21 protein-coding genes are annotated in these 23489 nt (G+C 59.0%); 10 read left to right on the top strand and 11 right to left on the bottom strand.

Annotated elements, in window-relative coordinates; translation table 11 throughout:
* Window positions 1-85 precede the first annotated feature (85 nt).
* Window positions 86-1768 carry an AMP-binding protein gene (locus tag AB3G35_RS19270; protein WP_369781949.1) on the top strand — a complete coding sequence of 561 codons (1683 nt, stop codon included), beginning with the start codon at window positions 86-88 and terminating at the stop codon, window positions 1766-1768.
* Window positions 1769-2416: 648 nt separating this feature from the next.
* Here AB3G35_RS19270 and AB3G35_RS19265 read toward each other — a convergent pair.
* The 3 genes from AB3G35_RS19265 to AB3G35_RS19255 all read right to left on the bottom strand — a co-directional run bounded on the left by AB3G35_RS19265 (window position 2417) and on the right by AB3G35_RS19255 (window position 4838).
* On the bottom strand, window positions 2417-3313 hold the full coding sequence (locus tag AB3G35_RS19265; RefSeq protein ID WP_169909661.1) for a hydroxymethylglutaryl-CoA lyase: 897 nt from the start codon (window positions 3311-3313) through the stop codon (window positions 2417-2419).
* 134 nt (window positions 3314-3447) lie between these two features.
* A complete protein-coding gene (locus tag AB3G35_RS19260) occupies window positions 3448-3858 on the bottom strand; it encodes a MerR family DNA-binding transcriptional regulator (RefSeq protein WP_016782358.1) in 411 nt (136 codons plus the stop codon).
* 26 nt (window positions 3859-3884) lie between these two features.
* Complete coding sequence (locus tag AB3G35_RS19255) at window positions 3885-4838, bottom strand: LysR family transcriptional regulator (RefSeq protein WP_106116088.1); 954 nt, start codon at window positions 4836-4838, stop codon at window positions 3885-3887.
* A gap of 156 nt (window positions 4839-4994) precedes the next feature.
* On the opposite strand from AB3G35_RS19255, the gene AB3G35_RS19250 reads away from it, so the two are divergent.
* Complete coding sequence (locus tag AB3G35_RS19250) at window positions 4995-6194, top strand: acyl-CoA dehydrogenase (RefSeq protein ID WP_134050085.1); 1200 nt, start codon at window positions 4995-4997, stop codon at window positions 6192-6194.
* Between the two features lie 113 nt (window positions 6195-6307).
* Here the strand turns inward: AB3G35_RS19250 and AB3G35_RS19245 are convergent, their stop codons facing one another.
* Both AB3G35_RS19245 and xthA read right to left on the bottom strand, forming a co-directional pair.
* Window positions 6308-7615: a substrate-binding domain-containing protein gene (locus AB3G35_RS19245; RefSeq protein ID WP_134050087.1), complete on the bottom strand. Its 1308-nt coding sequence runs from the start codon at window positions 7613-7615 to the stop codon at window positions 6308-6310.
* 184 nt (window positions 7616-7799) lie between these two features.
* Entirely contained in the window at window positions 7800-8612 is an 813-nt protein-coding gene (xthA, locus tag AB3G35_RS19240) for an exodeoxyribonuclease III (protein WP_016782361.1), read from the bottom strand.
* Between the two features lie 183 nt (window positions 8613-8795).
* Between xthA and AB3G35_RS19235 the strand changes: the two genes are divergently transcribed.
* From AB3G35_RS19235 to AB3G35_RS19215, 5 genes are all read left to right on the top strand, one after another.
* Window positions 8796-9446, top strand: coding sequence for a GNAT family N-acetyltransferase (locus tag AB3G35_RS19235; RefSeq protein ID WP_029611591.1), 651 nt, complete (start codon window positions 8796-8798; stop codon window positions 9444-9446).
* Window positions 9447-9510: 64 nt separating this feature from the next.
* Window positions 9511-11238, top strand: a complete 1728-nt coding sequence (locus AB3G35_RS19230) for an autotransporter assembly complex family protein (protein ID WP_369781948.1) — start codon at window positions 9511-9513, stop codon at window positions 11236-11238.
* On the top strand, window positions 11235-14909 hold the full coding sequence (locus tag AB3G35_RS19225) for a translocation/assembly module TamB domain-containing protein (protein WP_369781946.1): 3675 nt from the start codon (window positions 11235-11237) through the stop codon (window positions 14907-14909). Before AB3G35_RS19230 ends, AB3G35_RS19225 begins: the two co-directional genes overlap by 4 nt.
* A 297-nt stretch (window positions 14910-15206) precedes the next feature.
* Window positions 15207-16124 (top strand): LysR family transcriptional regulator, encoded by a 918-nt coding sequence (locus AB3G35_RS19220; RefSeq protein WP_086798077.1) that lies wholly within the window; start codon window positions 15207-15209, stop codon window positions 16122-16124.
* Window positions 16125-16234: 110 nt separating this feature from the next.
* On the top strand, window positions 16235-16423 hold the full coding sequence (locus AB3G35_RS19215; protein ID WP_016782366.1) for a hypothetical protein: 189 nt from the start codon (window positions 16235-16237) through the stop codon (window positions 16421-16423).
* Here AB3G35_RS19215 and AB3G35_RS19210 read toward each other — a convergent pair.
* Together AB3G35_RS19210 and AB3G35_RS19205 are read right to left on the bottom strand one after the other, a co-directional pair.
* Window positions 16420-16806 carry a hypothetical protein gene (locus tag AB3G35_RS19210; RefSeq protein WP_016782367.1) on the bottom strand — a complete coding sequence of 129 codons (387 nt, stop codon included), beginning with the start codon at window positions 16804-16806 and terminating at the stop codon, window positions 16420-16422. The two genes, AB3G35_RS19215 and AB3G35_RS19210, sit on opposite strands and share 4 nt — an antisense overlap.
* A gap of 202 nt (window positions 16807-17008) precedes the next feature.
* Entirely contained in the window at window positions 17009-18010 is a 1002-nt protein-coding gene (locus AB3G35_RS19205) for a FecR family protein (RefSeq protein WP_203304212.1), read from the bottom strand.
* Between the two features lie 164 nt (window positions 18011-18174).
* On the opposite strand from AB3G35_RS19205, the gene AB3G35_RS19200 reads away from it, so the two are divergent.
* Window positions 18175-18450 carry a PepSY domain-containing protein gene (locus tag AB3G35_RS19200; protein ID WP_016782369.1) on the top strand — a complete coding sequence of 92 codons (276 nt, stop codon included), beginning with the start codon at window positions 18175-18177 and terminating at the stop codon, window positions 18448-18450.
* An 85-nt stretch (window positions 18451-18535) separates the two neighbouring features.
* On the opposite strand, the gene AB3G35_RS19195 is transcribed toward AB3G35_RS19200, so the two are convergent.
* The 3 genes from AB3G35_RS19195 to AB3G35_RS19185 all read right to left on the bottom strand — a co-directional run bounded on the left by AB3G35_RS19195 (window position 18536) and on the right by AB3G35_RS19185 (window position 20001).
* Window positions 18536-19087 (bottom strand): GNAT family N-acetyltransferase, encoded by a 552-nt coding sequence (locus AB3G35_RS19195; protein ID WP_369781944.1) that lies wholly within the window; start codon window positions 19085-19087, stop codon window positions 18536-18538.
* 112 nt (window positions 19088-19199) lie between these two features.
* Window positions 19200-19460 (bottom strand): DUF2790 domain-containing protein, encoded by a 261-nt coding sequence (locus tag AB3G35_RS19190; RefSeq protein WP_016782371.1) that lies wholly within the window; start codon window positions 19458-19460, stop codon window positions 19200-19202.
* A 286-nt stretch (window positions 19461-19746) separates the two neighbouring features.
* Window positions 19747-20001 (bottom strand): DUF2790 domain-containing protein, encoded by a 255-nt coding sequence (locus tag AB3G35_RS19185; RefSeq protein WP_369781943.1) that lies wholly within the window; start codon window positions 19999-20001, stop codon window positions 19747-19749.
* A gap of 304 nt (window positions 20002-20305) precedes the next feature.
* Between AB3G35_RS19185 and zapE the strand changes: the two genes are divergently transcribed.
* Window positions 20306-21421, top strand: a complete 1116-nt coding sequence (gene zapE, locus AB3G35_RS19180; protein WP_169886202.1) for a cell division protein ZapE — start codon at window positions 20306-20308, stop codon at window positions 21419-21421.
* Window positions 21422-21601: 180 nt separating this feature from the next.
* Here zapE and dkgB read toward each other — a convergent pair whose 3' ends face one another.
* Window positions 21602-22405 (bottom strand): 2,5-didehydrogluconate reductase DkgB, encoded by an 804-nt coding sequence (gene dkgB / locus AB3G35_RS19175; RefSeq protein WP_369781942.1) that lies wholly within the window; start codon window positions 22403-22405, stop codon window positions 21602-21604.
* 296 nt (window positions 22406-22701) lie between these two features.
* Here dkgB and AB3G35_RS19170 point away from each other — a divergent pair, with 296 nt between their 5' ends.
* Window positions 22702-23181, top strand: coding sequence for a sigma-70 family RNA polymerase sigma factor (locus tag AB3G35_RS19170; protein WP_016782375.1), 480 nt, complete (start codon window positions 22702-22704; stop codon window positions 23179-23181).
* Window positions 23182-23489: the final 308 nt, after the last annotated feature.

Raw genomic sequence — 23489 nt, 5'->3', positions numbered from 1 at the left:
GGCCAGAGTATTTGCTGTTCTTCAAATGAGCCGGTGCAGTGCGTGCCTTGCTCATGCTCCCAAAACAATCACAAGAGGAGTTGTCATGAAGTTGCAATCCGTCCCCAGTTACAGCCAGGGCGCGCAGGACAAGGCGCTGCTGGCGATGACGATAGGCCAGGCTTTCGATCGGACTGTTGCGCGTTACCCGCAGGGTGAGGCGTTGGTGGTGCGCCATCAGCAGCAGCGCTACACATGGGCACAATTGGCCGAGGCGGTCGACCTGCATGCCAGGGCACTGCTGGCCTTGGGGTTGCAGGCAGGGGACCGGCTGGGGGTGTGGGCGCCCAATGGTGCCGAATGGTTTATCTGCCAGTTTGCCAGCGCCAAGGTCGGTGTGATCCTGGTCAATATCAACCCGGCTTACCGGCTCTCGGAGCTGGAATACGTGCTCAAGCAATCGGCCTGCCAGTGGCTGGTGTGCGCCGGCGCGTTCAAGACTTCCAACTACCACGCCATGCTCCAGGAGCTGATTCCAGAGCTGGCGCAGCAGTCGATCGGGGCTCTGGATTGTGAACGCTTTGCCGATTTGCGTGGGGTCATCAGCCTCGCGGTTGAGCCGCCGCAAGGTTTTTTACCCTGGTCGCAACTTGCCACATTAGCGGGCGAGGTCGAGCCGCAGCAGTTACGTGACCGCGAAGCCAGCCTGCACGTCGACCAGCCGGTCAATATCCAGTACACCTCGGGCACTACGGGCTTCCCCAAGGGCGCGACCCTCAGCCATCGCAATATCCTCAACAATGGCTATATGGTCGGCGAAAGCCTGGGGCTGACGGCCAATGACCGGTTGGTGATCCCGGTACCGCTTTATCATTGCTTTGGCATGGTGATGGGCAACCTGGGCTGTGTCACCCATGGCACCACCATGATTTACCCTGCAGAGGCCTTTGACCCGGGCCTGACGCTGCAAGCGGTGGCCGAGGAACGGGCTACCGGGCTGTACGGTGTACCGACCATGTTTATCGCCATGCTCGACCACCCGCAGCGTGCCGCGTTTGATCTGTCGAGCCTGCGCACGGGGATCATGGCCGGGGCCACCTGCCCGATCGAGGTCATGCGCCGGGTGATCAGTGAAATGCACATGGGCGAAGTACAAATTGCCTATGGCATGACTGAAACCAGTCCGGTATCAATTCAGACAGGTCCTGCGGATGAACTGGAAGTGCGTGTTACCACGGTAGGGCGCACCCAGCCACAGTTGGAGAGCAAGCTGATCGATGCTGCAGGCAATACCGTCGCACGGGGTGAGATTGGCGAGTTGTGCACCCGTGGCTACAGCGTGATGCTCGGTTACTGGAACAACCCGCAGGCCACCGCGGATGCCATCGACGGCGAAGGCTGGATGCACACCGGGGACCTGGCGCAGATGGATGAGCAGGGGTATGTGCGGATTGTGGGGCGCAACAAGGACATGATCATTCGCGGTGGTGAGAATATTTACCCGCGCGAGTTGGAGGAGTTCTTTTTCACCCATCCGGCCGTGGCCGATGTGCAGATTGTGGGCATTCCCGATGCCAGATACGGCGAGGAGATCGTGGCCTGGATCAAGTTTCATCCCGGCCATACGGCCAATGAGCTGGAGCTGCAAACCTGGTGCAAGGCGCGTATTGCGCACTTTAAAACGCCGCGATTTTTCAAGTTTGTCGATGTATTCCCGATGACCGTGACCGGCAAGATCCAGAAATTCAAGATGCGCGAGATCAGTATTCAGGAATGCCAACAGAAATAACCGAACCCTGTGGGAGCGGGCTTGCTCGCGATGGTAGCGACGCGGTTTGACTGGCTCACCGCAGCGCCTGTATCGCGAGCAAGCCCGCTCCCACAACAAACCCCAGACAACACAAAGGGGAGCCGAGGCTCCCCTTTAATATGTCGTTGCGTGCTCTTTTTTTATTATTGAAGGGCGGTTTATTGTTGTTTTTGGAACTCACCCTTTTGCTGCGTTTTTTTGCGATCCCCATCCGGGATCAAGAGCAAACGTATTTTTTTGAGCGCTGATCCACTTTTATCACTGGCTATCAAACCCGTGATCCAACCTGTGCATGTGCTACCTGAAGGTAGTTTTATTGTTCTCTGCCCGGTTGCGAGTGGCTTTTAGGCCCTCGGAAAAGCAAACCTTCTCCAAAAAAATCTGTTAGCTGCGTCTCTGCCGTGTTGTTTTTGTTATGTCAGAGTCGTTTCGTATTGTTTTTATTATGTTGCTGCGGTTTTTATTCTTGTTATGCCATAGAGATAGCAGGAGCCGTGCCAACTTTTAAAAAGCCTTATAAATCAATGGCTTATAAATTCAGGCAATAAAAAACCGGCCCTGGGCAGGGCCGGTTTGTTTCCGTGTTACTCGTTTGTGTGGCGGTGAGGTAACACCCCGGAACACTTTTTAGCCCTGGCGGGCCTTGGCCACCCGCGATCCGGTAACACGGCCCAGGACCTTGCAGATGTGCGCACCGGCCAGTAACAGCTTGTCCATATCGACGCCGGTCTGGATGCCCATGCCGTTGAGCATGTACAGCACGTCTTCCGTGGCCACATTACCGCTGGCGCCCTTGGCATAAGGACAACCGCCGAGCCCGGCAATTGAACTGTCGAATACCGCGATACCTTCCTGCAGGCTGGCGTAGATATTCACCAGCGCCTGGCCGTAGGTATCGTGGAAGTGCCCGGCGAGTTTCTCTCGTGGCACGAGTGCCGTGACGGCTTCGAACAAGCTGCGTGTGGCTGTGGGGGTGCCGGTACCGATGGTGTCGCCCAGTGACACTTCGTAACAGCCCATGGCGTATAGCTCCTGCGCGACCTGTGCCACTTGCTGCGGGCTGACCTGGCCTTCATAAGGGCAGCCGAGCACACAGGACACATAACCGCGCACGCTGATGCCGTGCTGTTTGGCCGCTTCGATGATGGGTACAAAGCGCACCAGGCTTTCGCTGATCGAACAATTGATATTGCGTTGCGAGAACGCTTCAGAAGCGGCGGCAAATACCGCGACTTCTTTTACCCCGGCGGCCACGGCATCTTCAAAGCCGCGCAGGTTCGGTGCCAGCGCGCCGTACACCACCCCCGGCTCGCGCCGGATTTGTGCAAAAACTTCGGCAGAGCCGGCCATTTGCGGCACCCACTTGGGCGAGACAAAACTGCCGACTTCGATATAGCCCAACCCGGCATCGGTCAGGGCGTCGACCAGTTGCACCTTGTCGGCGACGCTGATGGGTTGCGCCTCATTTTGCAAACCGTCGCGCGGGCCGACTTCGATCAGGCGCACATGGGTTGGAAATGTCATGGGGGGTCACCCTGTCTGTTGAAATATGTGTCTTGCCAAGCCCTCACCCCAACCCTCTCCCAAAGGGAGAGGGGGCAAATTGGTGGAGTTCTTGAGTTCGTATGCGGTCCGTTCCCTCTCCCTTTGGGAGAGGGCTAGGGTGAGGGGCTTTTAGTCGTTTGTTTTTTTATGGTCTGTTCCAGCGCCTGGAGGCACCGCTCTTCGGCGGTGTCGAGCTCCAGCTGCATCTGCTGGATATCGAGCAATTGCTGCTCCAGCTGTTCGCGGCGCTCGGCGATCTTGGCCAGCATGCTGTTGAGTTGTTTCTGGTTGCCGCTGGTGGGGTCGTAAAGCTCGATCAGTTCGCGGCATTCGGCCAGCGAAAAACCGATGCGCTTGCCGCGCAGGATCAGTTTCAGGCTGACCTTGTCCCGCGCCGAATACACCCGTTCCTGGCCGCGGCGTTCGGGGGCGAGCAGGCCTTGCTCTTCATAGAAGCGAATGGCGCGGGTGGTGATGTCCAGCTCGCGGGCAAGGTCGGAAATACTGTACGTCTGGCTGCTCATGGGCGGGCTCTGGAGGAATCGTATGACTAAACTAATCCGTGGTTGACGTATACGTCAAGCAAGCTGGCCTGTTCGGTTTTCTGTTGTTGCTGGCACAGCTCAATCAGTTGCTCGCGCATCCAGCGATTGGCCGGGTCTTGCTCGGTACTTTCGTGCCAGTACAGATGGGTTTCCACATTGGGCAGTTCAGTGAGGGGCAGGGGCACAAAGTGCAGGCCGTGGCGGCGGGCAAAACGCTCGGGCACGGTCATTGCCATGTCGGTCTGTTGCAGCACATTGGAGGCCATCAGGTAATGCTGCGAACGCAGGGTGATCTTGCGTTGCAGGCCCATTTTGCCCAGCGCCAGGTCCACTTCGCCCAAGCCATTGCGCCGGGTCGAGATATGGATATGGGTCAGTGCCAGGTAATCCTCAAGGCTCAGGGCGGCCTTGGCGGCCAACGGGTGGCCCTGGCGCATGGCGCACACATAACGGTCTTCCATCAATTTGACATGCCGCACCTGGGGGTCGGTATTGAGCGGGGCGTCCACGGCAAAATCCAGGCGTCCTGCGGCCAGATCACTGGTGGTCTCACGCCGATGGGAGAGAAAACTCTCGACCACCACCGATGGCGCCTGACGCCGTAGCCGCTGGAACAGCGGCGGCAGAATCACCGCTTCCGACAGGTCGGTCATGCTGATGCGGTAGGTCTTGTTGGCTTGCAGGGGGTTGAAGGTGCGGCTTTCCTGCACGGATACACGCAACAGTGCCAGGGCGCTGCGCACCGGGCTGATGATGTTCTGCGCCATCGGAGTGGGCACCATGCCCTGGGCAGTACGCACGAACAGCGGGTCGTTGAAGCTCTCGCGCAACCGCGCCAGGGCATTGGACACTGCCGGCTGGGTGATGCCGATAATCTGCCCGGCGCGGGTCAGGTTGGCTTCGGTGTAGATGGCGTCAAAGACGATAAACAGATTCAAATCGACCTTGTTCAGGTTCATGGCGCGGTGGCTCTTGTTGTTGGAAGGGGTGACGCGGCCCGATCATATATTGCTTATGAATGGTAATACACGTCGTTAATAGGTGGCGCAAATAAAGGGGGGCTGATCTAGCATCGGGTATCACTTTTCAGCATTCCCGGTAGAAGGTAGCCACTTATGGATTTCGCTTATTCCCCGAAAGTTCAGGCACTGCGCGAGCGTGTGACAGCGTTTATGGACGCCCATGTGTACCCGGCGGAGGCGATTTTTGATCAGCAAGTGGCTGAAGGCGACCGCTGGCAGCCGACGGCGATCATGGAAGAGCTGAAGCTCAAGGCCAGGGCTGAAGGCCTGTGGAATCTGTTTTTGCCCGAGTCCGAACTGGGGGCCGGGCTGAGCAACCTTGAATACGCGCCGCTGGCAGAAATCATGGGGCGCTCGATGCTGGGCTCCGAGCCTTTCAACTGTTCTGCACCGGATACCGGCAACATGGAAGTCCTGGTGCGCTACGCCAGCACGGCGCAAAAACAGCGGTGGCTGGAGCCGCTGCTGCGCGGTGAGATTCGCTCGGCGTTTGCCATGACCGAACCGGACGTTGCTTCGGCGGATGCCACCAATATGGCTGCCCGCGCCGTGCGTGACGGTGATGAGTGGCTGATCAACGGTCGCAAGTGGTGGACGTCCGGGGCCTGTGACCCGCGCTGCAAGATCATGATTTTCATGGGCTTGAGCAACCCTGAAAACCCGCGCCATCAGCAACACTCGATGATCCTGGTGCCGGTGGACACACCGGGGGTAACAATCGTGCGACCACTGCCGGTGTTCGGCTACGACGATGCACCTCATGGTCACGCCGAAGTGCTGTTCGACAATGTGCGTGTGCCTTATGAAAACGTCTTGTTGGGTGAGGGCCGGGGCTTCGAGATTGCCCAGGGGCGTCTTGGGCCGGGGCGGATTCACCACTGCATGCGCTCGATCGGCATGGCCGAGCGGGCCTTGGAATTAATGTGCAAACGATCGCTGGCGCGTACTGCGTTCGGCAAACCGCTGGCACGTCTGGGGGGCAATATCGACAAGATCGCCGACTCGCGCATGGAGATCGACATGGCGCGGCTGTTGACCCTCAAGGCAGCCTATATGATGGATACAGTAGGTAACAAAGTGGCGAAAAGCGAAATCGCCCAGATCAAGGTTGTCGCCCCCAACGTTGCCTTGAAGGTAATTGACCGGGCCATTCAGATGCATGGCGGGGCAGGGGTTTCGGGGGATTTTCCGCTGGCTTATATGTATGCCATGCAGCGCACGCTGCGCCTGGCGGATGGCCCGGATGAAGTGCACCGGGCGGCGGTGGGCAAGTTTGAGCTGGACAAGTGGTAGCGGGTTTGTGTGGGAGCGGGCTTGCTCGCGATGCGGTCAATGCGGTGTATCAGTAGTGCCGGGTCGATACTATCGCGAGCAAGCCCGCTCCCACAGGTTGATACGCTGCTGCTTCAATACACCCACACCTCAACCCGGCGATTCTTCAGGCGGCCTTCATCTTCGGTGTTGGCTGCCACCGGCATTTGCGCACCGTAACCGCGGATTTCCCTGAGTACCACGCCACTTTTCACCAGCTCGCGGCGCACCGCCATTGCCCGTAACCGGGACAGCAGTTGTGCCCGCTGCGGGTCATCCTTGGCATCGCCGAAACCCACCAGCGTGACCTGCTTGTCGAGCTTGCCGTGGGCGCTCAGGTAGTCGACCACGCGCAGCAAGTCCTGACGCGCCTTGTTGTCCAGCGAAGCGCTGCCTTCCTCAAAGCGAAAATTTACCGACAGGCGCTGCGCCTCGCGGGTCAGCGCCTGATACTGCTCCGGCATATGTGCCCCCGGCATCACGTTGTCCGCCTGGACGCTTTGCGCGACAAAGCCGTTTTGCCCGACGATGGCCTGGCCCTGCGGGCTTTGGGTAAAGGCCACCAACGCCTTGGCCCAGGGATTGTTCGTGGCCGGGGGCAAGTACAGGAACAGGCGGCGCGACAAGGGGTAATCTTCGCTGGCAATCAAGCTGGTAAGCGGCAACATCGGTTGCGATGCGCCGTCGACAATGGCCACGGCCTTGGCCTCACGGATATACGGCAGACCGATAAAGCCGATGGCTTGTGGGTCATGGCTGACTGCGTCGGACAGCTGCTCGCTGGATTCGAAGCGTTGCGCCGTACTGCTCAAGGGCTGCCCGTTGCGGTTCAATACCAGCTCCTTGAAGGTTTCCCAGGTGCCGGACTGGTCGTCGCGTGCATACAAGTGAATGGCCCCGCCGGTGCCGCCCAACTGTTCCCAGCGGCTGATCTGGCCGCTGAAAATCTGTGCCAGTTGCTCGGTGTTGAGCTGGTTAAGGGGGTTGTGCGGATGCAGGATGATTGCCAGGCCATCGATGGCGATGACTTGCTCGGCGTCGGGGCTTTTCAGGTCGCCCAGGGGCTCAAGGTCAACCAGTTCGCGGTCCTTGATGGGCCGTGATGAAGCCACCAGATCCGCAAGCCCTGCGGCCAGCGCAGTAAAACCGGTGCCCGAACCGTGGGCGGCGACATCCACGCGGATCTGCTGGCCCTGGGCCGTGGTGCCGACAATGCTGTGCTCGTTGGGCGGGATGACCGGGACGCTGTGGATATCATGCAGGCCCTGTTCGGCGAGCATGGCGCTGACCAGTGCCGGGCCCAGGTTGGCGCCGATGGTGTTGGAGCCCTGGATACGCAGGTCGGCCGCCGTCGCCAGGCCGGTGATGGCGCATAACAGGGTCAACGACAAAAAGCGCAGCATGGGAAGGCACCTTCCTGGGGCCGTAGAAAGGTCTGCAATTTAAGTCAGAAAGGTTTCAAGCCGATGACAGACCCCTCCGGTGTGGGAGCGGGCTTGCTCGCGATGCGGGCCACGCGGTCTGTCAGAAAACCGAGGTGAGGCCATCGCGAGCAAGCCCGCTCCCACAGCAAGCAAGCTCTCTTGCTCAGCTCAACTCCAACCAGATCGGCGCATGATCGGACGGTTTTTCCATGCCGCGCAGGTCGTAGTCCACGCCCGCTGCCTTGATGCGTGGCACCAGCCCCTGGGAGGCAAGGATCACGTCAATGCGCAGGCCACGCTTGGGCTCGTCTTCAAAACCGCGGCTGCGGTAGTCGAACCAGCTGAAACGGTCCGCCACGTCCGGGTGCAGGTAGCGGAAGCTGTCCACCAGGCCCCAGTTCTTGAGGCGCTCCAGCCACTCGCGCTCTTCCGGCAAAAAGCTGCACTTGCCGGTTTTCAGCCAGCGCTTGGCGTTGTCCGGGCCGATACCGATGTCGCAGTCCTGCGGCGAGATATTGATGTCGCCCATCACCACCAGCGGTTGTTCATTGCTGAACCGGCTTTCCAGCAACTGTTGCAGGTCGCTGTAGAAGCGTTGCTTGGCCGGGAACTTGGTAGGGTGGTCGCGGTTTTCGCCCTGTGGGAAGTAACCATTCATGATGGTCACCGGCTGGCCGTTTTCGTCTGCGAAAGTGCCCCAGATAAACCGGCGCTGGGCGTCTTCTTCATCGCTGGCAAAGCCCTTGTGCAGTTCCAGGGGGGGCTGGCGCGAAAGCAGGGCGACACCGTAATGGCCTTTTTGACCATGAAAGTGCACGTGATAGCCCAGGGCTTCGATGTCGGCGAGGGGGAACTGGTCATCATGGACCTTGGTTTCCTGCAGGCCGATTACGTCAGGCTGATGTTTCTCGATCAGCGCTGCCAGCTGATGCGGCCGAGCGCGCAGGCCATTGATGTTGAATGAAACGATTTTCATGGGCGGGCAGTCCTGAACAAAACTGCGATGCTAGCGGACTGACGCCCCGGCTGCCAGCGTGCAGTGGGCCGAATGCACTGCTAACGTAGGATGCATTCGGCCATGATTGAACTGTCATGGCCCTCGGGGGTTCGTACCCATTAGAAGCGCTGCTATCCAGGCCGCGCCCGGGAGGTTGATCGCATGACGCAAACGCCGAACGCTACCAGTGAGATCCGATTGCTCGACAGTGGCTATTCAAGAGAGGCGCGTTCGTTGCTGTACCAGGCTTATCGCCATGAGCCGACGTTTCGTTTTCTGTTCAACGCCGAGCGCAGCGGCTACGAGCAACGGGTCAGGGCCACGGTACGCGAACTGGTCAAGCAGCATTTTTTGCAGGATTTGCCAGCGCTGGGCCTGCTGGTCAATGACCGGTTGCTGGGCATTGCCCTGATCGCGCCGCCGCAACGGCGCCTGGGCATTACCGAGAGCTGGGCCTGGCAGTTGCGCATGGTGCTCAGCACCGGTTTGAGCTGCACGCGGCGCTATCTGGCCTATCACCAGGCGGTGCAGGCCTGCGTGCCGGGAGATGCGGTGCATATGCTGCCGCTGCTGGGTATTCACCCCGAATTCCAGGGCCAGCATTACGGCGAGCAGTTGCTTGAGGCGGTGCACAACTGGTGCGCCGAAGATGAGCATTCCGAAGGCGTGGTGCTCGATACCGGCAACCCGCATTACCTGGACTTCTACAAGCGCCAGGGTTATGTGGAGATCGGTGAAGTGGCCATCGGGCCGGTTGTGGAACATGTGTTTTTCCATGCCAATCCGCAGGTGTTACATACTGCAACGGCTTGAAGACGAACTTTTTGCCCTTTGGCGCGCTCTATGAGCCCCCCAGCCCGTGATAGCATCCGCGCCTATGACGTTCCCAGGAAGATTTACCAGTGGTGTTGTCCTGCTGCTCAGCAGTTTTGCGGCGTTTGCCCAAAGCGAGTTGGTGGTCAAGGTCAAACCGGCAAACGACGCCCTCAAGGCCAACGTGGAAGGCTATATAGGCAGCCTCGGCGACCGTGACGAGAAAGCGCTTTTGCGTTTTCAACGTGGCGCGCAGGAGCAGGCCTTAAAGGCTTCCCAGGCCTTGGGTTACTACCAGCCCTCCATAGAAACCGAGGTCAAGCCCGGCGATCCGCCGCGTCTGGTGTTGAGTATCGATCCCGGCGAGCCGGTGCATCTGCGCAACGTCAACGTGCGTATCGAAGGCCCGGCCGCTTCGCTCAAGGCCTTTCAGATACCGGCCAGCGATGACCTCAAACCCGGCGCGGTGCTCAACCAGGGCAATTACGAAGACGCCAAGCGTCTGATCCAGAACCGTGCCCTGCGTTACGGCTTTTTCAACGGCAAATTCACTCAGCACGAACTGCTGGTCGACCCGAAAGGCGGGTATGCCGATATCAATCTGGTCTACGAAAGCGGACCGCGTTTTTTACTGGGCAAAGTCAGCTTTGCCGGCGATGCTCCCTTCGACCAGACCTTGCTGCAACGCATGGTGCCGTTTACCCCCGATACCCCTTATGACTCGGAACTGGTCGCCGAGCTCAATCAGAATCTGCAAAGCAGCGGCTACTTTGAAATCGTGCGCGTGGATGCCGCGCCGAGCACGGCGGTGGGGCAGGTGATCCCGGTCGACGTCGACCTGGAAACCCGCAAGCCGCGCACCATGACCCTGGGCCTGGGTTATTCCACCGACACCGGAGCCCGCGGCAAGGCCAGCTGGATGCGCCACTGGGGCAACCCGCGTGGCGACAGCTACGGTTTTGAATCGGAAATTTCCCAGCCCAAGCAAAACGTCGGTGCCTGGTATGACATCCCGCTGAACCCGCCGCTGACCGACAAATTGCGTCTCGCCGCCGGTTATCAAAATGAAGAAATCGCCAACACCGACACCTTGAGCAAGCTGCTTACGGTCGGCCCCGAGTGGCACAGCAAGCTGGACAACGGCTGGACGCGCATTATCTCGCTCAGGTGGCAGCACGAAGAATATCGCCTGGGCGATGACTCGGGCCTGAGCACCCTGCTGATGCCAGGCGTCAGCTACTCGGTATTGCGCAGTGACAACCGCATCGACCCCAGCCACGGTTACAGCGTGAGCACGGACATGCAGGTGGCCAAGCAAGGGCTGATGTCCGACACCAACCTGTTCCATGGCGACGTGAAATTCAAGGCGCTGACCACCCTGTGGGAAAAACACCGCTTTTTGGGCCGCATTCAGTTTGGCGGCAGTGCCACCAATGGCTACAAGTCGATTCCACCGTCCTTGCGCTTTTTCGCCGGTGGCGACCAGAGCGTGCGCGGCTATGACTACCAGAGCCTGTCGCCGAAAAACTCCGACGGTGATCGCATCGGCGGGCGCTATATGCTCGCCGGCAGCCTGGAGTATCAATATCAGTTCGCCGAAAAATGGCGCTGGGCGACGTTTGTCGATCAGGGCAACGCCTTCAACACACTGGACTTCCCGAGTTTGAAAACCGGGGTCGGCGTGGGTATCCGCTGGATCTCGCCGGTTGGCCCGATACGTCTGGATCTGGCCCATGCGCTGGACGATGACGGCGGTGTCCGTTTGCACTTTTCGATGGGGCCAGAACTGTGATTCGTGGTTTGAAAATAGCCGGGCTGGTGCTGCTGGCATTGGTGCTGCTGGTGGTTGTCAGCGTCGGCGTGATTCTGGGTACGCAAGCGGGCAGCCGCTGGGTGCTGGGGCAAGTGCCGGGCTTGCAGGTTGATAATTTTGCCGGGCGCCTGGGCGGCCAGTGGGGCGCCGATCATTTGTTATGGGAGCAGGGCACCAGTCGGGTTGAGGTAAGCCGGCCGATCTTCGCCTGGTCACCGGGCTGCCTGACCCGCATGACGTTGTGTATCGATCAATTGCAGGCTGAGCAGATCAGCCTGCAGTTCCCGCCGAGCGAAGACAGCAGCAGCGGGCCGATCAGCCTGCCGGAGCTGAAATTGCCGCTGGCGATTGAAGTGGGCGTGGTCAAGGTCGGCAATGTGCTGTTCAACGGCATCGAGCAGCTCAAGGGCATGCAGCTGTCGGCACAGTGGACGGCCAAGGGCTTGCAGCTCGACTCGGTGCAGGTCGAGCGTGAAGACCTCAATGTGGAACTGTCCGGCCTGCTGCAGCCCAATGGCGACTGGCCGCTAACGGTGCAAGGCAATGTCAGCCTGCCAGCGCCGGATGGCAAACCCCTGGCTATCGCGCTAAAGGTTGATGGCAATTTGCGAACCAGCCTGAACCTGGCAGCCGACACCACGGGTTACATTAATGCGCACCTGACGGGCGAGCTTCAGCCCCTGGCCGACAACTTGCCGGCCCAGTTGAAAATCACCGCCGAGCCGTTCAAGGCCAGCCCCGATCTGCCAGATACCCTACAGCTTAATCAACTGCTGCTGACGGCCAAGGGCGATCTTAAAAGCGGCTATGAGTTGAATGGCAGCGCCACCTTGCCCGCCGAGAAAGAGCCGGTGAACCTGTTGCTCAAGGGCCGGGTGGATGCCAAGGGCGCGCAGATCGCCGCGCTGGATCTGAGCGCCAACCCGCAGCAGCGCCTGAAGCTGTCGGGGCAGGTGGACTGGCACGAAGGCTTGAGCGCCGAGGCCAAAATCGATTGGCTGGAATTTCCCTGGCACAACCTGTATCCGGTGATCGACAAGCCGGATGTGGATTTGCGCAAGTTTGTGGGGGAAGTGTCCTACCGTGACGGTAACTATCTGGGCAACTTCACGGCGGACCTCGATGGTCCGGCGGGCAAGTTCAGTCTCAGCAGCCCGTTCAGTGGTGACCTGGGCAAGATCTTTCTGCCGCAGTTGAAGCTGGTGGCCGGGCAGGGCAAGGCCGAAGGTCACGTCAATGTGCAGTTCGCCGATGGCGTGGTGTGGGACACGGCGCTGGACTTGAGTGCGCTCAACCCGGCGTACTGGGTGGCCGAATTGCCGGGTACGCTGGCAGGCCCGTTGCGCAGCAAGGGTTCGTTCAAAAACGAGCGCCTGGAACTGGATGCCAACCTTGACCTCAAGGGCCGTTTGCGCGGCCTGCCTGCGGTGCTGCAAGCCAAGGCCAACGGTGCGGGTGAAGCCTGGACGGTCAGTGCGCTGGATATTCGCCTGGGCGATAACCGCATCAATGGCACCGCCAGTTTGCAGGAGCAAATCAAGGCCCAACTTGATCTCAATATGCCGCGTCTGGGCCAGCTGTGGCCCGAACTGCGCGGTCAGCTCAAGGGCCGTGTCGATGTAGGCGGAACACTCAAGGCACCGCAAGGCAAAGTCGCGCTTAATGGCCAGCAATTGGCATTTGCCGACAATAATCTGCAAAACCTGACCCTGGATGCCAGCCTCGACCGCAACCAGCGCGGCCGCATCGACCTCAAGGGCAGTGGCATCCGCGCCGGTGACACAGAGCTGGGTGTACTGACTGCCAACGGCAGTGGCGATATCAAGCGCCAGCAGCTCAAACTGGATTTGCAAGGGCCCATGTTGCAACTGGCTTTGGCTCTGGATGGCGGGTTGGACAAGGACAACTGGCGCGGGCGCCTGGTCAGTGGTGACGTCAAGGCCGGCGGTCAGGCCTGGGTGCTGCAAAACCCGGCGCGTCTGGAGCGGCTGGCCGATGGCCGGCTCAACCTCGGGGCGCAATGCTGGCTCTCCGGCCCGGCGAGTTTGTGCAGCGAAGAACAACGCCTGGTGCCGGATCCGAAACTGCGTTTGCACCTCAAACAGTTCCCCCTCGACAGCCTGGCCGAATGGTTTCCCAAGGACTTCCAGTGGCAGGGGCAACTCAATGCCGACCTGACCCTGGACTTGCCTGCCAGCGGGCCCAAGGGCCAGGTCGTTGTGGACGCCAGTGGCGGCACGTTGCGCTTCAGAGACAAAGGTCAGTGGCTGGACTTCCCGTATCAGGCCTTCAAGCTGACCAGCAACCTGACCCCTAACCGGGTTGAATCGCGCCTTGATTTCGACGGTGGCAAGCTGGGGCAGTTGATGCTGGCAGCGCGGATCAATCCGCTGCCCAAGAGCAAGCCCATTACCGGCGAGTTCCGCCTCACCGGGCTGGATGTGTCGATGATTCGTCCGTTCGCGCCGATGGTGGAAAAATTCACCGGCCAGCTCAACGGCTCCGGCACGATCTCGGGTGCTTTGCTGTCGCCCCATGTCAACGGCACTGTGGCGCTGACCGGCGGTGAGATTTCGGGGCCGGAGTTGCCGACCAACTTTGAAAATGTGCAGCTTTCGCTGGCCATCAACGGTGAAACGGCGCTGATCAATGGCGGCTGGACCAGCGGTGACAAAGGCCAGGGCAGCGTCAGCGGCAATGTGGCCTGGGGCCAGGCGGTGGCGGTCAATGTGCTGGTCAAGGGCAACAATTTGCCGGTGACGGTCGAACCCTATGCCAAGTTGGAAGTGGCCCCTGACCTGAAAATCTCCCTCAATCCGGATAACACCCTGTTGATCGCCGGTACGGTGAACGTGCCCAAGGGCGAAATCGTGGTGCGTGAATTGCCGCCGTCGACGGTCAAGGTCTCGGATGACACGGTTATCGTGGGCCAGCAGGCAGCGGATGAAGCAGCGCCGATGCAGGTCGACATGGATATCAACGTGGTGGTGGGGCAGGAGCTGCTGACCTTCTCCGGCTTTGGCCTGAACGCCGATCTGGCGGGGCAGGTGCATATCGGCAACAACATGGACACCCGTGGCGAACTGCGCCTGAACAACGGCCGCTACCGGGCCTATGGCCAGAAGCTGACGATTCGCCGGGCGCGCCTGCTGTTTGCCGGGCCGATCGACCAGCCGTACCTGGACATCGAAGCCGTGCGCCAGACCGATGATGTGATTGCCGGGATTCGCCTCACCGGCAGTGCGGAGCAACCCACCACGCAAATCTTCTCGGAGCCGGCCATGAGCCAGGAACAGGCGTTGTCCTACCTGATTCTGGGGCGTCCGCTGACGGGTACCGGAGAGGATGAGAATCTGTTGGCGCAAGCGGCCCTGGGCCTGGGGTTGATGGGCAGTTCGGGGATTACCACCAGCCTGGCCAACCACCTGGGCCTCAAGGAGTTCGAGCTGGATACCGAAGGTACCGGCAACAGCACGGCAGTGGTGGCCAGTGGCAAGATCAACGAGCGTTTAAGCGTGCGTTACGGTGTCGGTGTGTTTGAACCGGCCAGCACCATTGCCCTGCGCTACAAGTTGAGCAAACGCGTGTATGTGGAAGTGGCCAGCGGCTTTGCCAGCTCGCTGGATATTTTCTACAAACGGGACTTCTGACCCACTGTCCCCCTGACTCTGTGGGAGCGGGCTTGCTCGCGATAGCCTCGGTGCGGTTGCCCTGAGGCACCGCGTCGATCCAGTCGCGAGCAAGCCCGCTGCCACAGGTTGCTACAGCCCCGGCACTTGCTTTTCCAGCCACTTGTGTCGCCTGGTGCGCTGGCCTGCGGGCCATTGATACCGAGCTGGCGCAGTGCTGCTGAGAGGGTGCAGGTCTATGCTTAAATCTGGACAGTGGCAAGATGAACCGGGTAAAAGCGCCATCACTGTTCAGATTTTCTTAACAATGGAGGGGCTATGGACCGTTTCAACGCGATGCTGGTGTTTACCCGTATCGTTGAGCTGGGCGGTTTTGCCAGGGCCGCGGACAGCCTGCAATTGCCTCGCGCGTCGGTCACGGTAATGATCAAGCAACTGGAAGCACACCTGGGCGTGCAACTGCTGCACCGCACCACGCGCCAGGTCAGCCCGACCCTGGACGGTGCCGCGTATTACCAGCGTTGCGTCAGCCTGCTGGCTGATCTGGAAGAAGCCGAGGGGGTATTCAGGAGCCGCCAGCCCAAGGGTACCCTGCGGGTCGAGATGCCGGCGGCAGTGGGGCGCCTGGTGGTGTTGCCGGCGCTGCCAGAATTCACCGATAGTTACCCTCAGCTCGAGCTGGAAATCGGCCTCAATGACCGCCCGGTAGACCTGATTCGTGACGGGGTGGATTGTGTGGTTCGTGCCGGCCTGACCGTTGACGATTCGCTGGTGGCACGCCCCCTGGTGCAGATGGATCAGGTGACGTGCGCCAGCCCCGCCTATTTGCAGGCCCACGGCGTGCCGCAATCGCTCGACGACTTGGGCGGGCATCAGGTAGTGGAGTATTTTTCCAGCGCGTCGGGCAAGCGCTACGGGCTGGAGTTCCAGATCGGTGACCAGGTGCATCTGCCCGACTTGCCCAAACGGCTTGCGGTCAACAGTGCAGAAGGTTACCTGGCGGCGTGTGTGGCGGGGTACGGGCTGGTGCAAGCGCCCCATTACCATGTTGCGCAACTGCTGCGTGAGGGGCGTTTGCAGGAAGTGCTCAGTGACTGCTTGCCACCGCGTCTGGCGCTCACCGCCCTGTACCCGCAGCATCGGCAGTTGTCGCCACGGGTGCGGGTGTTTGTGGACTGGCTGGTGGACCTTTGCGCGCGACCCGCAAGCGGGTTTCGTCGACCCGTGGGCAGCTAAAACCCGTTTGCAGTGTAATATGGCCCGCGGTTCAAGGCGGGCCAGCTCGCCATCTCGAAATATTGACTACATTTTTCGAAATGTTTTTGCCCTACTTTCAGGAACAGGTTATGACCCCTTCGCAGCGCTTGAAATACTCGATTTTGATTTCACTGGTAGTTCTTGGAATCATGTTTGGTCTTTCGTACATGCAAAACGCCGGCATGATCACCGAGAAAATGTTCCAGTACATTGCCATCGGCGTGGCCGTGATCGTGGTCGTGATCAATGGCGTGATGCGCCGCAAAACCAAGATCTAAGCCTCGATCTTGCCGGTCAAAACGGCTTCAGCCTGTGGATGCAGGCTGTAGCTCTTGTCACTGTTGAGCACCACCACCCCTTCGCTGCACAAGCGCTTGAGCACCTCGCGCACACTCAGGAACGACAGCGGTATATCCAGCGCCTGCAGGTGGCTGTGCATGCCGCGCACCCCCAGCCTGCGATCGTTGCCGGCAGCCGTCAGCAGCGCATCGATGACCTTGAGCCGCACCAGGCTGGTACGCAGCCCGAAACACTTGAGCAAGTGGCGGATCCGCTCGTTGCCTTGCAAGGGCGCGAGCGCTTCCAGCAGCCCGGGATCGGGCTGAAAAGCGGCTTCGCGATGCGGGTTTCTACCATCCGTTGGTATTTGCTGGTTATGCATGCAAAAAACTCCTTTTCAGAGCCTGATCAGGAAAAGAAAAAAATGCTCTTACTTAACTAGACGAATGAGCGACAGAAATCATGAACATTCAAATGTAGAAATTTTGTCGTGAATTAGTCTCAATCGCGTTCGCGATCAGTGTGGCCGGGGGTTTTAGGCGATTATTAAATTTTTTTAATCGTCACGGCCGTACCCTGTTGTTCTACAGGGCCGGGCGGGTGCCCAGCACCGTTCGACCTTCGGCATTGCGGCTCAGGTAAACCGGCAGCACTTTGGGCAGGGAGCTCACCAGACGGTCGATTTGCCGGGTGTTGAACACGCCGCCAATACGCAGTTTGCCGGTGGCGCTGTCTGCCAGGGAGAGAGGGGAATCAAGGTAGCGGTTGATCAGGGGCAGGGCGTCGGCCAGTGCCAGGTTGTCCAGCACCAGCTTGCCGTTGCGCCAGGCCAGTTCGGAACTGACAGCCGCGGTCGGGTTGATTTGCGCGGCGTAATCGCCCGCTTTGTAACGCGCCTGCATGCCAGGCTCCAGTCGCAGGCCGTCGCCACTCAGGCGCTTGTTGCTGGTGACCAGCACCGAGCCTTCGAGCAGCGTGACCCGCACCTGGTCTTCGTACATCCACACATTGAACTGGGTGCCTGTAACGCGAACCTGACCTTCTGCCGCCTGCACCAGAAACGGGTGCGATGCATCGTGGCTGACCTTGAAAAACGCTTCGCCCTTGCCCAGGGTCACCCGGCGCTGATCCTTGTAATTACTGAAGGTCAGCTGGCTGCCCAGGTTGAGTTCGACCTGGCTGCCATCGGGCAGGGTCACCGTTCTGGCGCTGGCGTCAGCGCTGTAGCGTTCATGGGCATTGGGCACCCAGCCCAGTTGCCAGCCGCTGTAGGCCGCCACGGGGAGAGCGAGCAGGGTAACGGCGGCGGCCACGGCAAAACGCTGCCAGGTGCGGCGACGCGTGGCAGAAGGTAGTGCCACCCCCCGGGCTGCAGCAGGGGCCGGGCGTGCCAGATGCTCGCTGACCCCCCAGATCTCCAGCATCGCATCATATTCCAGCGCGTGCAGGGGATTGGCGTTCAGCCACACAGCAAAAGCTTCACGTTCCTGACGGGTGCAGTCGGGCTCGTGCAAACGCATGCACCACTGAGCCGCAGCTTCGGTGATGGCATCGTTTTGGGCTTCTGTGAGGCGTGCTTGACTCATTGGTTATTCCTGGTTTTGCGCATTCTAACCCCGCGCCAGACCTAACGAGAACATGAGCCATGTCAAAAGCCTGTCATTTAGCCCGATGGCCTGGATTTTCTCTGCTACGGTTGTTCCAGTCACATTGAGTACCAGACGCAACATCAATTAATGGAGTTAAGACAATGTTGAAGAAAACCTTTGCTGCTGTGATCACTACTGCTGCTTTGTTGAGTGCCGGTGCAGCGATGGCTCAGCCTGTTGATCCGAACTGGGCATTCTCCAAGGAATTGGTCGAAGTTCTCAAGAACAAGAACGGCTACACCGTGATCAAGAAAATCGAAGCCCAGGACCCGGCTGCCGGCATCTGGAAAGCCGAAGGCATCAAGAAGGTCGACGGCCTGGAATACGAAATTATTTTCGATTCGACCGGTAAGGTAATTTCCGAGAAGAAAGACTGATTCTCGGTACCTGAAACGAATCGTGCACTGAGCGTTTCTACCCGGCCCTGATCGGTTTTTTTGACAGGGTCGGGTGTTTTTCACCTTAGATTTTCTGCCGGGTCAACCATTGCTCGCGGGTAATTTCCCACAGGTCGCATACAAACCTGCCGCTGACAAAGTCTTTCTCCTCGCTGCTGATCAAGCGCATCCCGCCCCGCTCCGAAATACGTCGTGAACCCGTATTGGGCGCTGCTTTAGGCACGCGCATGCAGGCGCGGCGCAAACTCTGGAACCAGTAGGCATCCACTACTTCGCAAGCTTCGCTCATCAACCCCTGGCCTTGCCATTGTGGCGCCAGCCAGAAGCCCCGGTTGTTGTCGGCGGCATCCATCAGGCTGATGCTGCCAATCAGCTCATCTGGCTGCGCTAACAGGCGAATCGTCCAGTGCCACTCTTCACCGCGGGCCATGGCCGGCAGCGCCACGTCGCGCACATAACGCTGTGCGCCATCGTCGGGGTAGGGCCAGGGCACGACTGCGTTCAGGTAGCGCACCACCTGCCAGTGGGCAAAGCGTTGCTGAATGGCCGGGGCGTCGCTGAGCTGCAGGGGTTGCAGCACGAGGCGCGGCGTCTGGAGTGTGGGTGGAGGCTGCATAAGGGGTGGCTCCTTGCCATTGATTTGTGTCGAGAGTAACGCGCAATGCCGTCCATAAAAAAGCCCCCGTTAAACGGGGGCTTTTTCGCGATAGTTGCGCCTGGCGATAATATCAGCCGTTGCTGCAACCATTACCCATCACGCGGTACTCAAGAATATGACGTTGGCCCTGGTGGTCTTCGTAGGTCATTTGTGCCGGTACTACTTCACACACGTCGGCTGCCGGTGACACGCTGATAACTTTGGCAATGTCCAGGTCGGTGGCATAAGTGTAATGCTCGACGGCGGGTTGCTGTTGTGGCGTAACCTGAAGTTCGTCAGCAGCCGCCAGGGTAGAAAAGCCAATAAGTGCAAGAGCGATCAAACGTTTCATTTATGAGACCTTAAAACAATCACGAATAACTGACTTCAATTGCCATGGTGGCGGTCGAAGTTGCTACGCCTTCGAGGAAGTGGCGTAACACGAAGTACCGTGCCCTGTTTCAGTGTTGCGTTGAGGGATGTACATAGAATACGCGCAGCGTGTATTGATTAAAGTCAAAAGATTGCCAAGCAGTCTTTCCGGATCAGTAACAATCGCCGCACTTTCTCGGGGCACCACGAAAAAGCCCCCTCAAAGAGGGGGCTGGGGTCGCATCCGTGCGTGCAACCATTAAACTTTAGTGGGTACTGCAACCGTCGCCCATCACCTGGTATTCAAGGGTGTGGCGCTGGCCCTGGGAGTCTTCATAGACCATGGTCGCAGGTACGACTTCACACACTTTGGGAATGGCAGACAAACTGACCACGCGGGCAATATCCAACTTAGTGCCGTAACTGTAGTGCTCTACAGGATAAGGCTGGGTCGTGGATGTTTCACCAGCAACTGCCAGTGTGGCAAAACCGGCGAGAAAGAGTGCAATAAGGTTTTTCATATAAATGGCCTCTAAAGTAATCAAGAGTTAACACTGACTGACTTCATTTGCCGATCAGGCGGGAAGAAGTTACGGCGCACGGCAACAGGGCCGTGTGCGTACGAAGTACCGGACTGTGAAGTGCAACAGATGTTTAAGTCATGTGAGCAAGGTTACGCTGTTTTGTAAAAGTAAAAATAGCTGATGGCAAAATGCTCTGTTACCACATGGGTAACAATGTGTGGGCACTTGGGGTTTTTTCAAGTGCCTGGCGGGTGTGCGAACTGGCATACTGATAGCTCTGCTTCAGGAGCCGCCTATCGGTATGAATGTCGAGTCCCCCCTTAATGCCTACCAGCAAGCCATCGAACACAAGGGCTTTGTCCATGACCCTGCCCAATGGGTGGCCGTCCAGGCCTTGCAGCGCTGCCATGAGGCCCTGCACTCGGGAGCACAATCGGTCAATGGCGTGTATTTGTGGGGGCCGGTAGGGCGCGGCAAGACCTGGTTGATGGATCAGTTCTACCAAAGCCTGCAGGTGCCGGCCCGGCGTCAGCATTTTCATCACTTTATGCAATGGGTGCATCAGCGCCTGTTTCAACTGACCGGTACAGCGGACCCACTCAAGACACTGGCTAAAGGCCTGGCCGCAGAAGTGCGGGTGCTGTGTTTTGATGAATTGTTCGTCAATGACATTGCCGACGCGATCATTCTGGGGCGTCTGTTTCAAGTCATGTTCGATGAGGGCGTGGTGCTGGTTTGCACCTCCAACCAGCCACCGGACGACCTCTACGGCCACGGCTTTAACCGTGACCGTTTTGCTCCCGGTATCACCGCGATCCTCAAGCATATGGAGGTGGTGGCGGTGAACGGTATTGAAGACCACCGCCTGCATCCTGGCATTGCCCATCAGCGCTATTGGGTGACCGGGCCGGGCCAGCCGAGTGCGATAGAACCGGTGTTCAGGGCCTTGACCGAGGGCCAGGCGGTGTCTGACCAGCCCATTGCTGTGGGCCATCGCTCGCTGAACGTGGTGCAGGCCAGTGGTGGGGTGCTGTGGTGCAACTTTCATGAGTTGTGCGAGCAACCGCTGGCGGCCACTGAGTTTATGGAGATTTGTGATCGCTACACAGTCATGTTGCTCAGTGACGTGCCGTGCCTGAGTGCCGAGCAGCGCGAAGGCAAAATCGCCCGGGGTACGGAAGACGGAGCGGTGAAAGTAGAGGCGGGGGATCGCGAGCTGCCGCAGTTATCCAAATACGACGACAGCGTGCGACGTTTCATCGCCCTGATCGACGAATGCTATGACCGCAAGGTGCCGGTATGTATTGAGGCGCAGGTGCCAATGGATCAGCTCTATACCCAGGGTTACCTTGAGTTTGCCTTCCGCCGCACCTTGAGCCGGCTGCAGGAAATGCAATTGCAGCGGTTTGGCCTGTAAACATAACCAAACCCGTAGCAGCTGCCGAAGGAACGAGGCTGCGTTCGAGCGCGAAGCGGTCGTAAAGCTGAGTTCTAAGGTGTATCAGACACACTGCACCCATTGATTTCATGACTGCTTCACAGCCGAACGCAGCCTCGTTCCTACGGCAGCTGCTACGAGGGCTTCACTCAGGCAGAATCAATCCCACACAGGTGCAACGCTTTGCGGGTTGGTCAGGCGCTGGCCGCGATCCAGCGCGGCGATTTGGGCCATGTCGCTATCAGTCAGTTTCAGCGTGCAGGCCTTGAGGTTGCTCTCAAGGTTGCTGCGCTTGGTCGATGACGGAATCACCGAGTACCCCAGCTGCATGGCCCAGGCCAGGGTCACTTGCGCCGGTGTAGCGCCATGACGCTCGGCAATGGCCATGATCACCGGGTCTTTCAGCACTTCGCCGTAGGCCAGGGTCATGTACGAGGTGATATGGATGCCCTGGCTTTTTGCGAATTCCACTACTTTGCGATTTTGCAGGTAGGGGTGCAATTCGATCTGGTTGGTAGCGATGTGTTCGGCACCCACGGCGGCAATGGCTTCTTGCATCAGCGCGATGGTGAAGTTCGACACGCCAATCTGCCGGGTCAGGCCGCGTTGTTTGGCTTCGAGTAAAGCCCCCATGAATTCGGCCACCGGCACGGCATTGTCCGGTGACGGCCAGTGGATCAGGGTCAGGTCCAGGTGATCGGTGCGCAGTTTTTTCAGGCTTTCTTCAAGGCTTGGGATCAGTTTCTCGCTGGCAAAGTTGCTGACCCAAATCTTGCTGGTGATAAACAGTTCGTCACGCGCCACGCCGCTGTCGGCAATGGCCCGGCCGACGTCTGCTTCGTTTTCATAGATCTGCGCGGTGTCGATGGCGCGGTAGCCCAGGTCCAGGGCGTTGTTGACCGAGTCGATGACCACTTGGCCCTTGAGGCGGAAAGTGCCGAGGCCGAATGCTGGAATTGTCATGGGTGACATCCTTGATGTGCGTAAGAGTGAGGTTGAGTATCCCCGTCCTTATCCTTGGGAAAAACCGCTACTCAAGCAAAGCACTCTTGACGGCAAATCATGAATCGCCGTCGCAAGCGGAGGCTATCGAGGGTGCCGTAGCAAAGGGTGAGGAGTGATCGAGCCTTGGGGGCTAAATCTATATGAGAATTACTATAAATTACATCTGCAAAAGTGCCATCATCACGCCGCTATCCCATTAGATCGGTTGTCGCACTCATGGAGTGTTGCCGCAGCGGTTGCGGCCAGGAGTTCTGTTGGAAAACTACTATCGCGAACTGGTGGGCTTTTTGAGTGCCAGGCTGGGCAATGCCCAGGCGGCCGAAGATGTGGTGCATGACGCTTATGTGCGGGTGCTGGAGCGTGTCGGCGACGAGCCGATCGAACAACCGCGGGCGTTTTTGTATCGCACAGCGCTCAACTTGGTGATCGATGGCCACCGGCGCAGCAACCTGCGCAAGGCCGAGCCCCTGGAGGTACTGGATGGCGAGGAACGGTTTTTCAGCCCCTCGCCCCAGGTGCTGATGGACCACGACCAGCGCCTGGACATGATCCAGAAGGCCCTGGCCGAGCTGCCGGCGGCCTGTCGCGAGTGTTTTCTGTTGCGCAAGATCGAAGGCCTGTCGCACCCCGAAATCGCCGAGCGCCTCGGGGTGTCGCGCAGTGTCGTGGAGAAGCATATCGTCAACGCCATGAAGCATTGCCGGGTCCGTATCCGGCAATGGGACAACGCATGAATCGCGCTAGAAAATCAGGCTGCATGACATTTCAGTGATGAACCTGAACTCTGCCTGAAGAACTTCCTGATTTGCAAAACGCAAACATTTCCAGGGTTTAATCTTCAACACGTCGCGCATAAGCAGCTGGCATTTTGATCGGGCTGTGGCGGCCTGATTGCGCAAGTCCACTTATAGACACACAAGCGTATGTGATCAACGCCCCCCCAGTGGCAGGTCGCAACACGTTGCATGCGCGTGCCTTTTGGCTCGCCCTCGAGATTCAACCCATGAACGACGGTCCCAGATCAATGCCGGCTGCGCAGGTA

Origin of the sequence: Pseudomonas sp. WC2401 (genome assembly GCF_041200115.1) — a bacterium.
Taxonomy (GTDB): domain Bacteria; phylum Pseudomonadota; class Gammaproteobacteria; order Pseudomonadales; family Pseudomonadaceae; genus Aquipseudomonas; species Aquipseudomonas fragi.
Note: the sequence above shows the minus strand (reverse complement) of the source record. Positions and strands in the feature narration are given on the sequence as shown.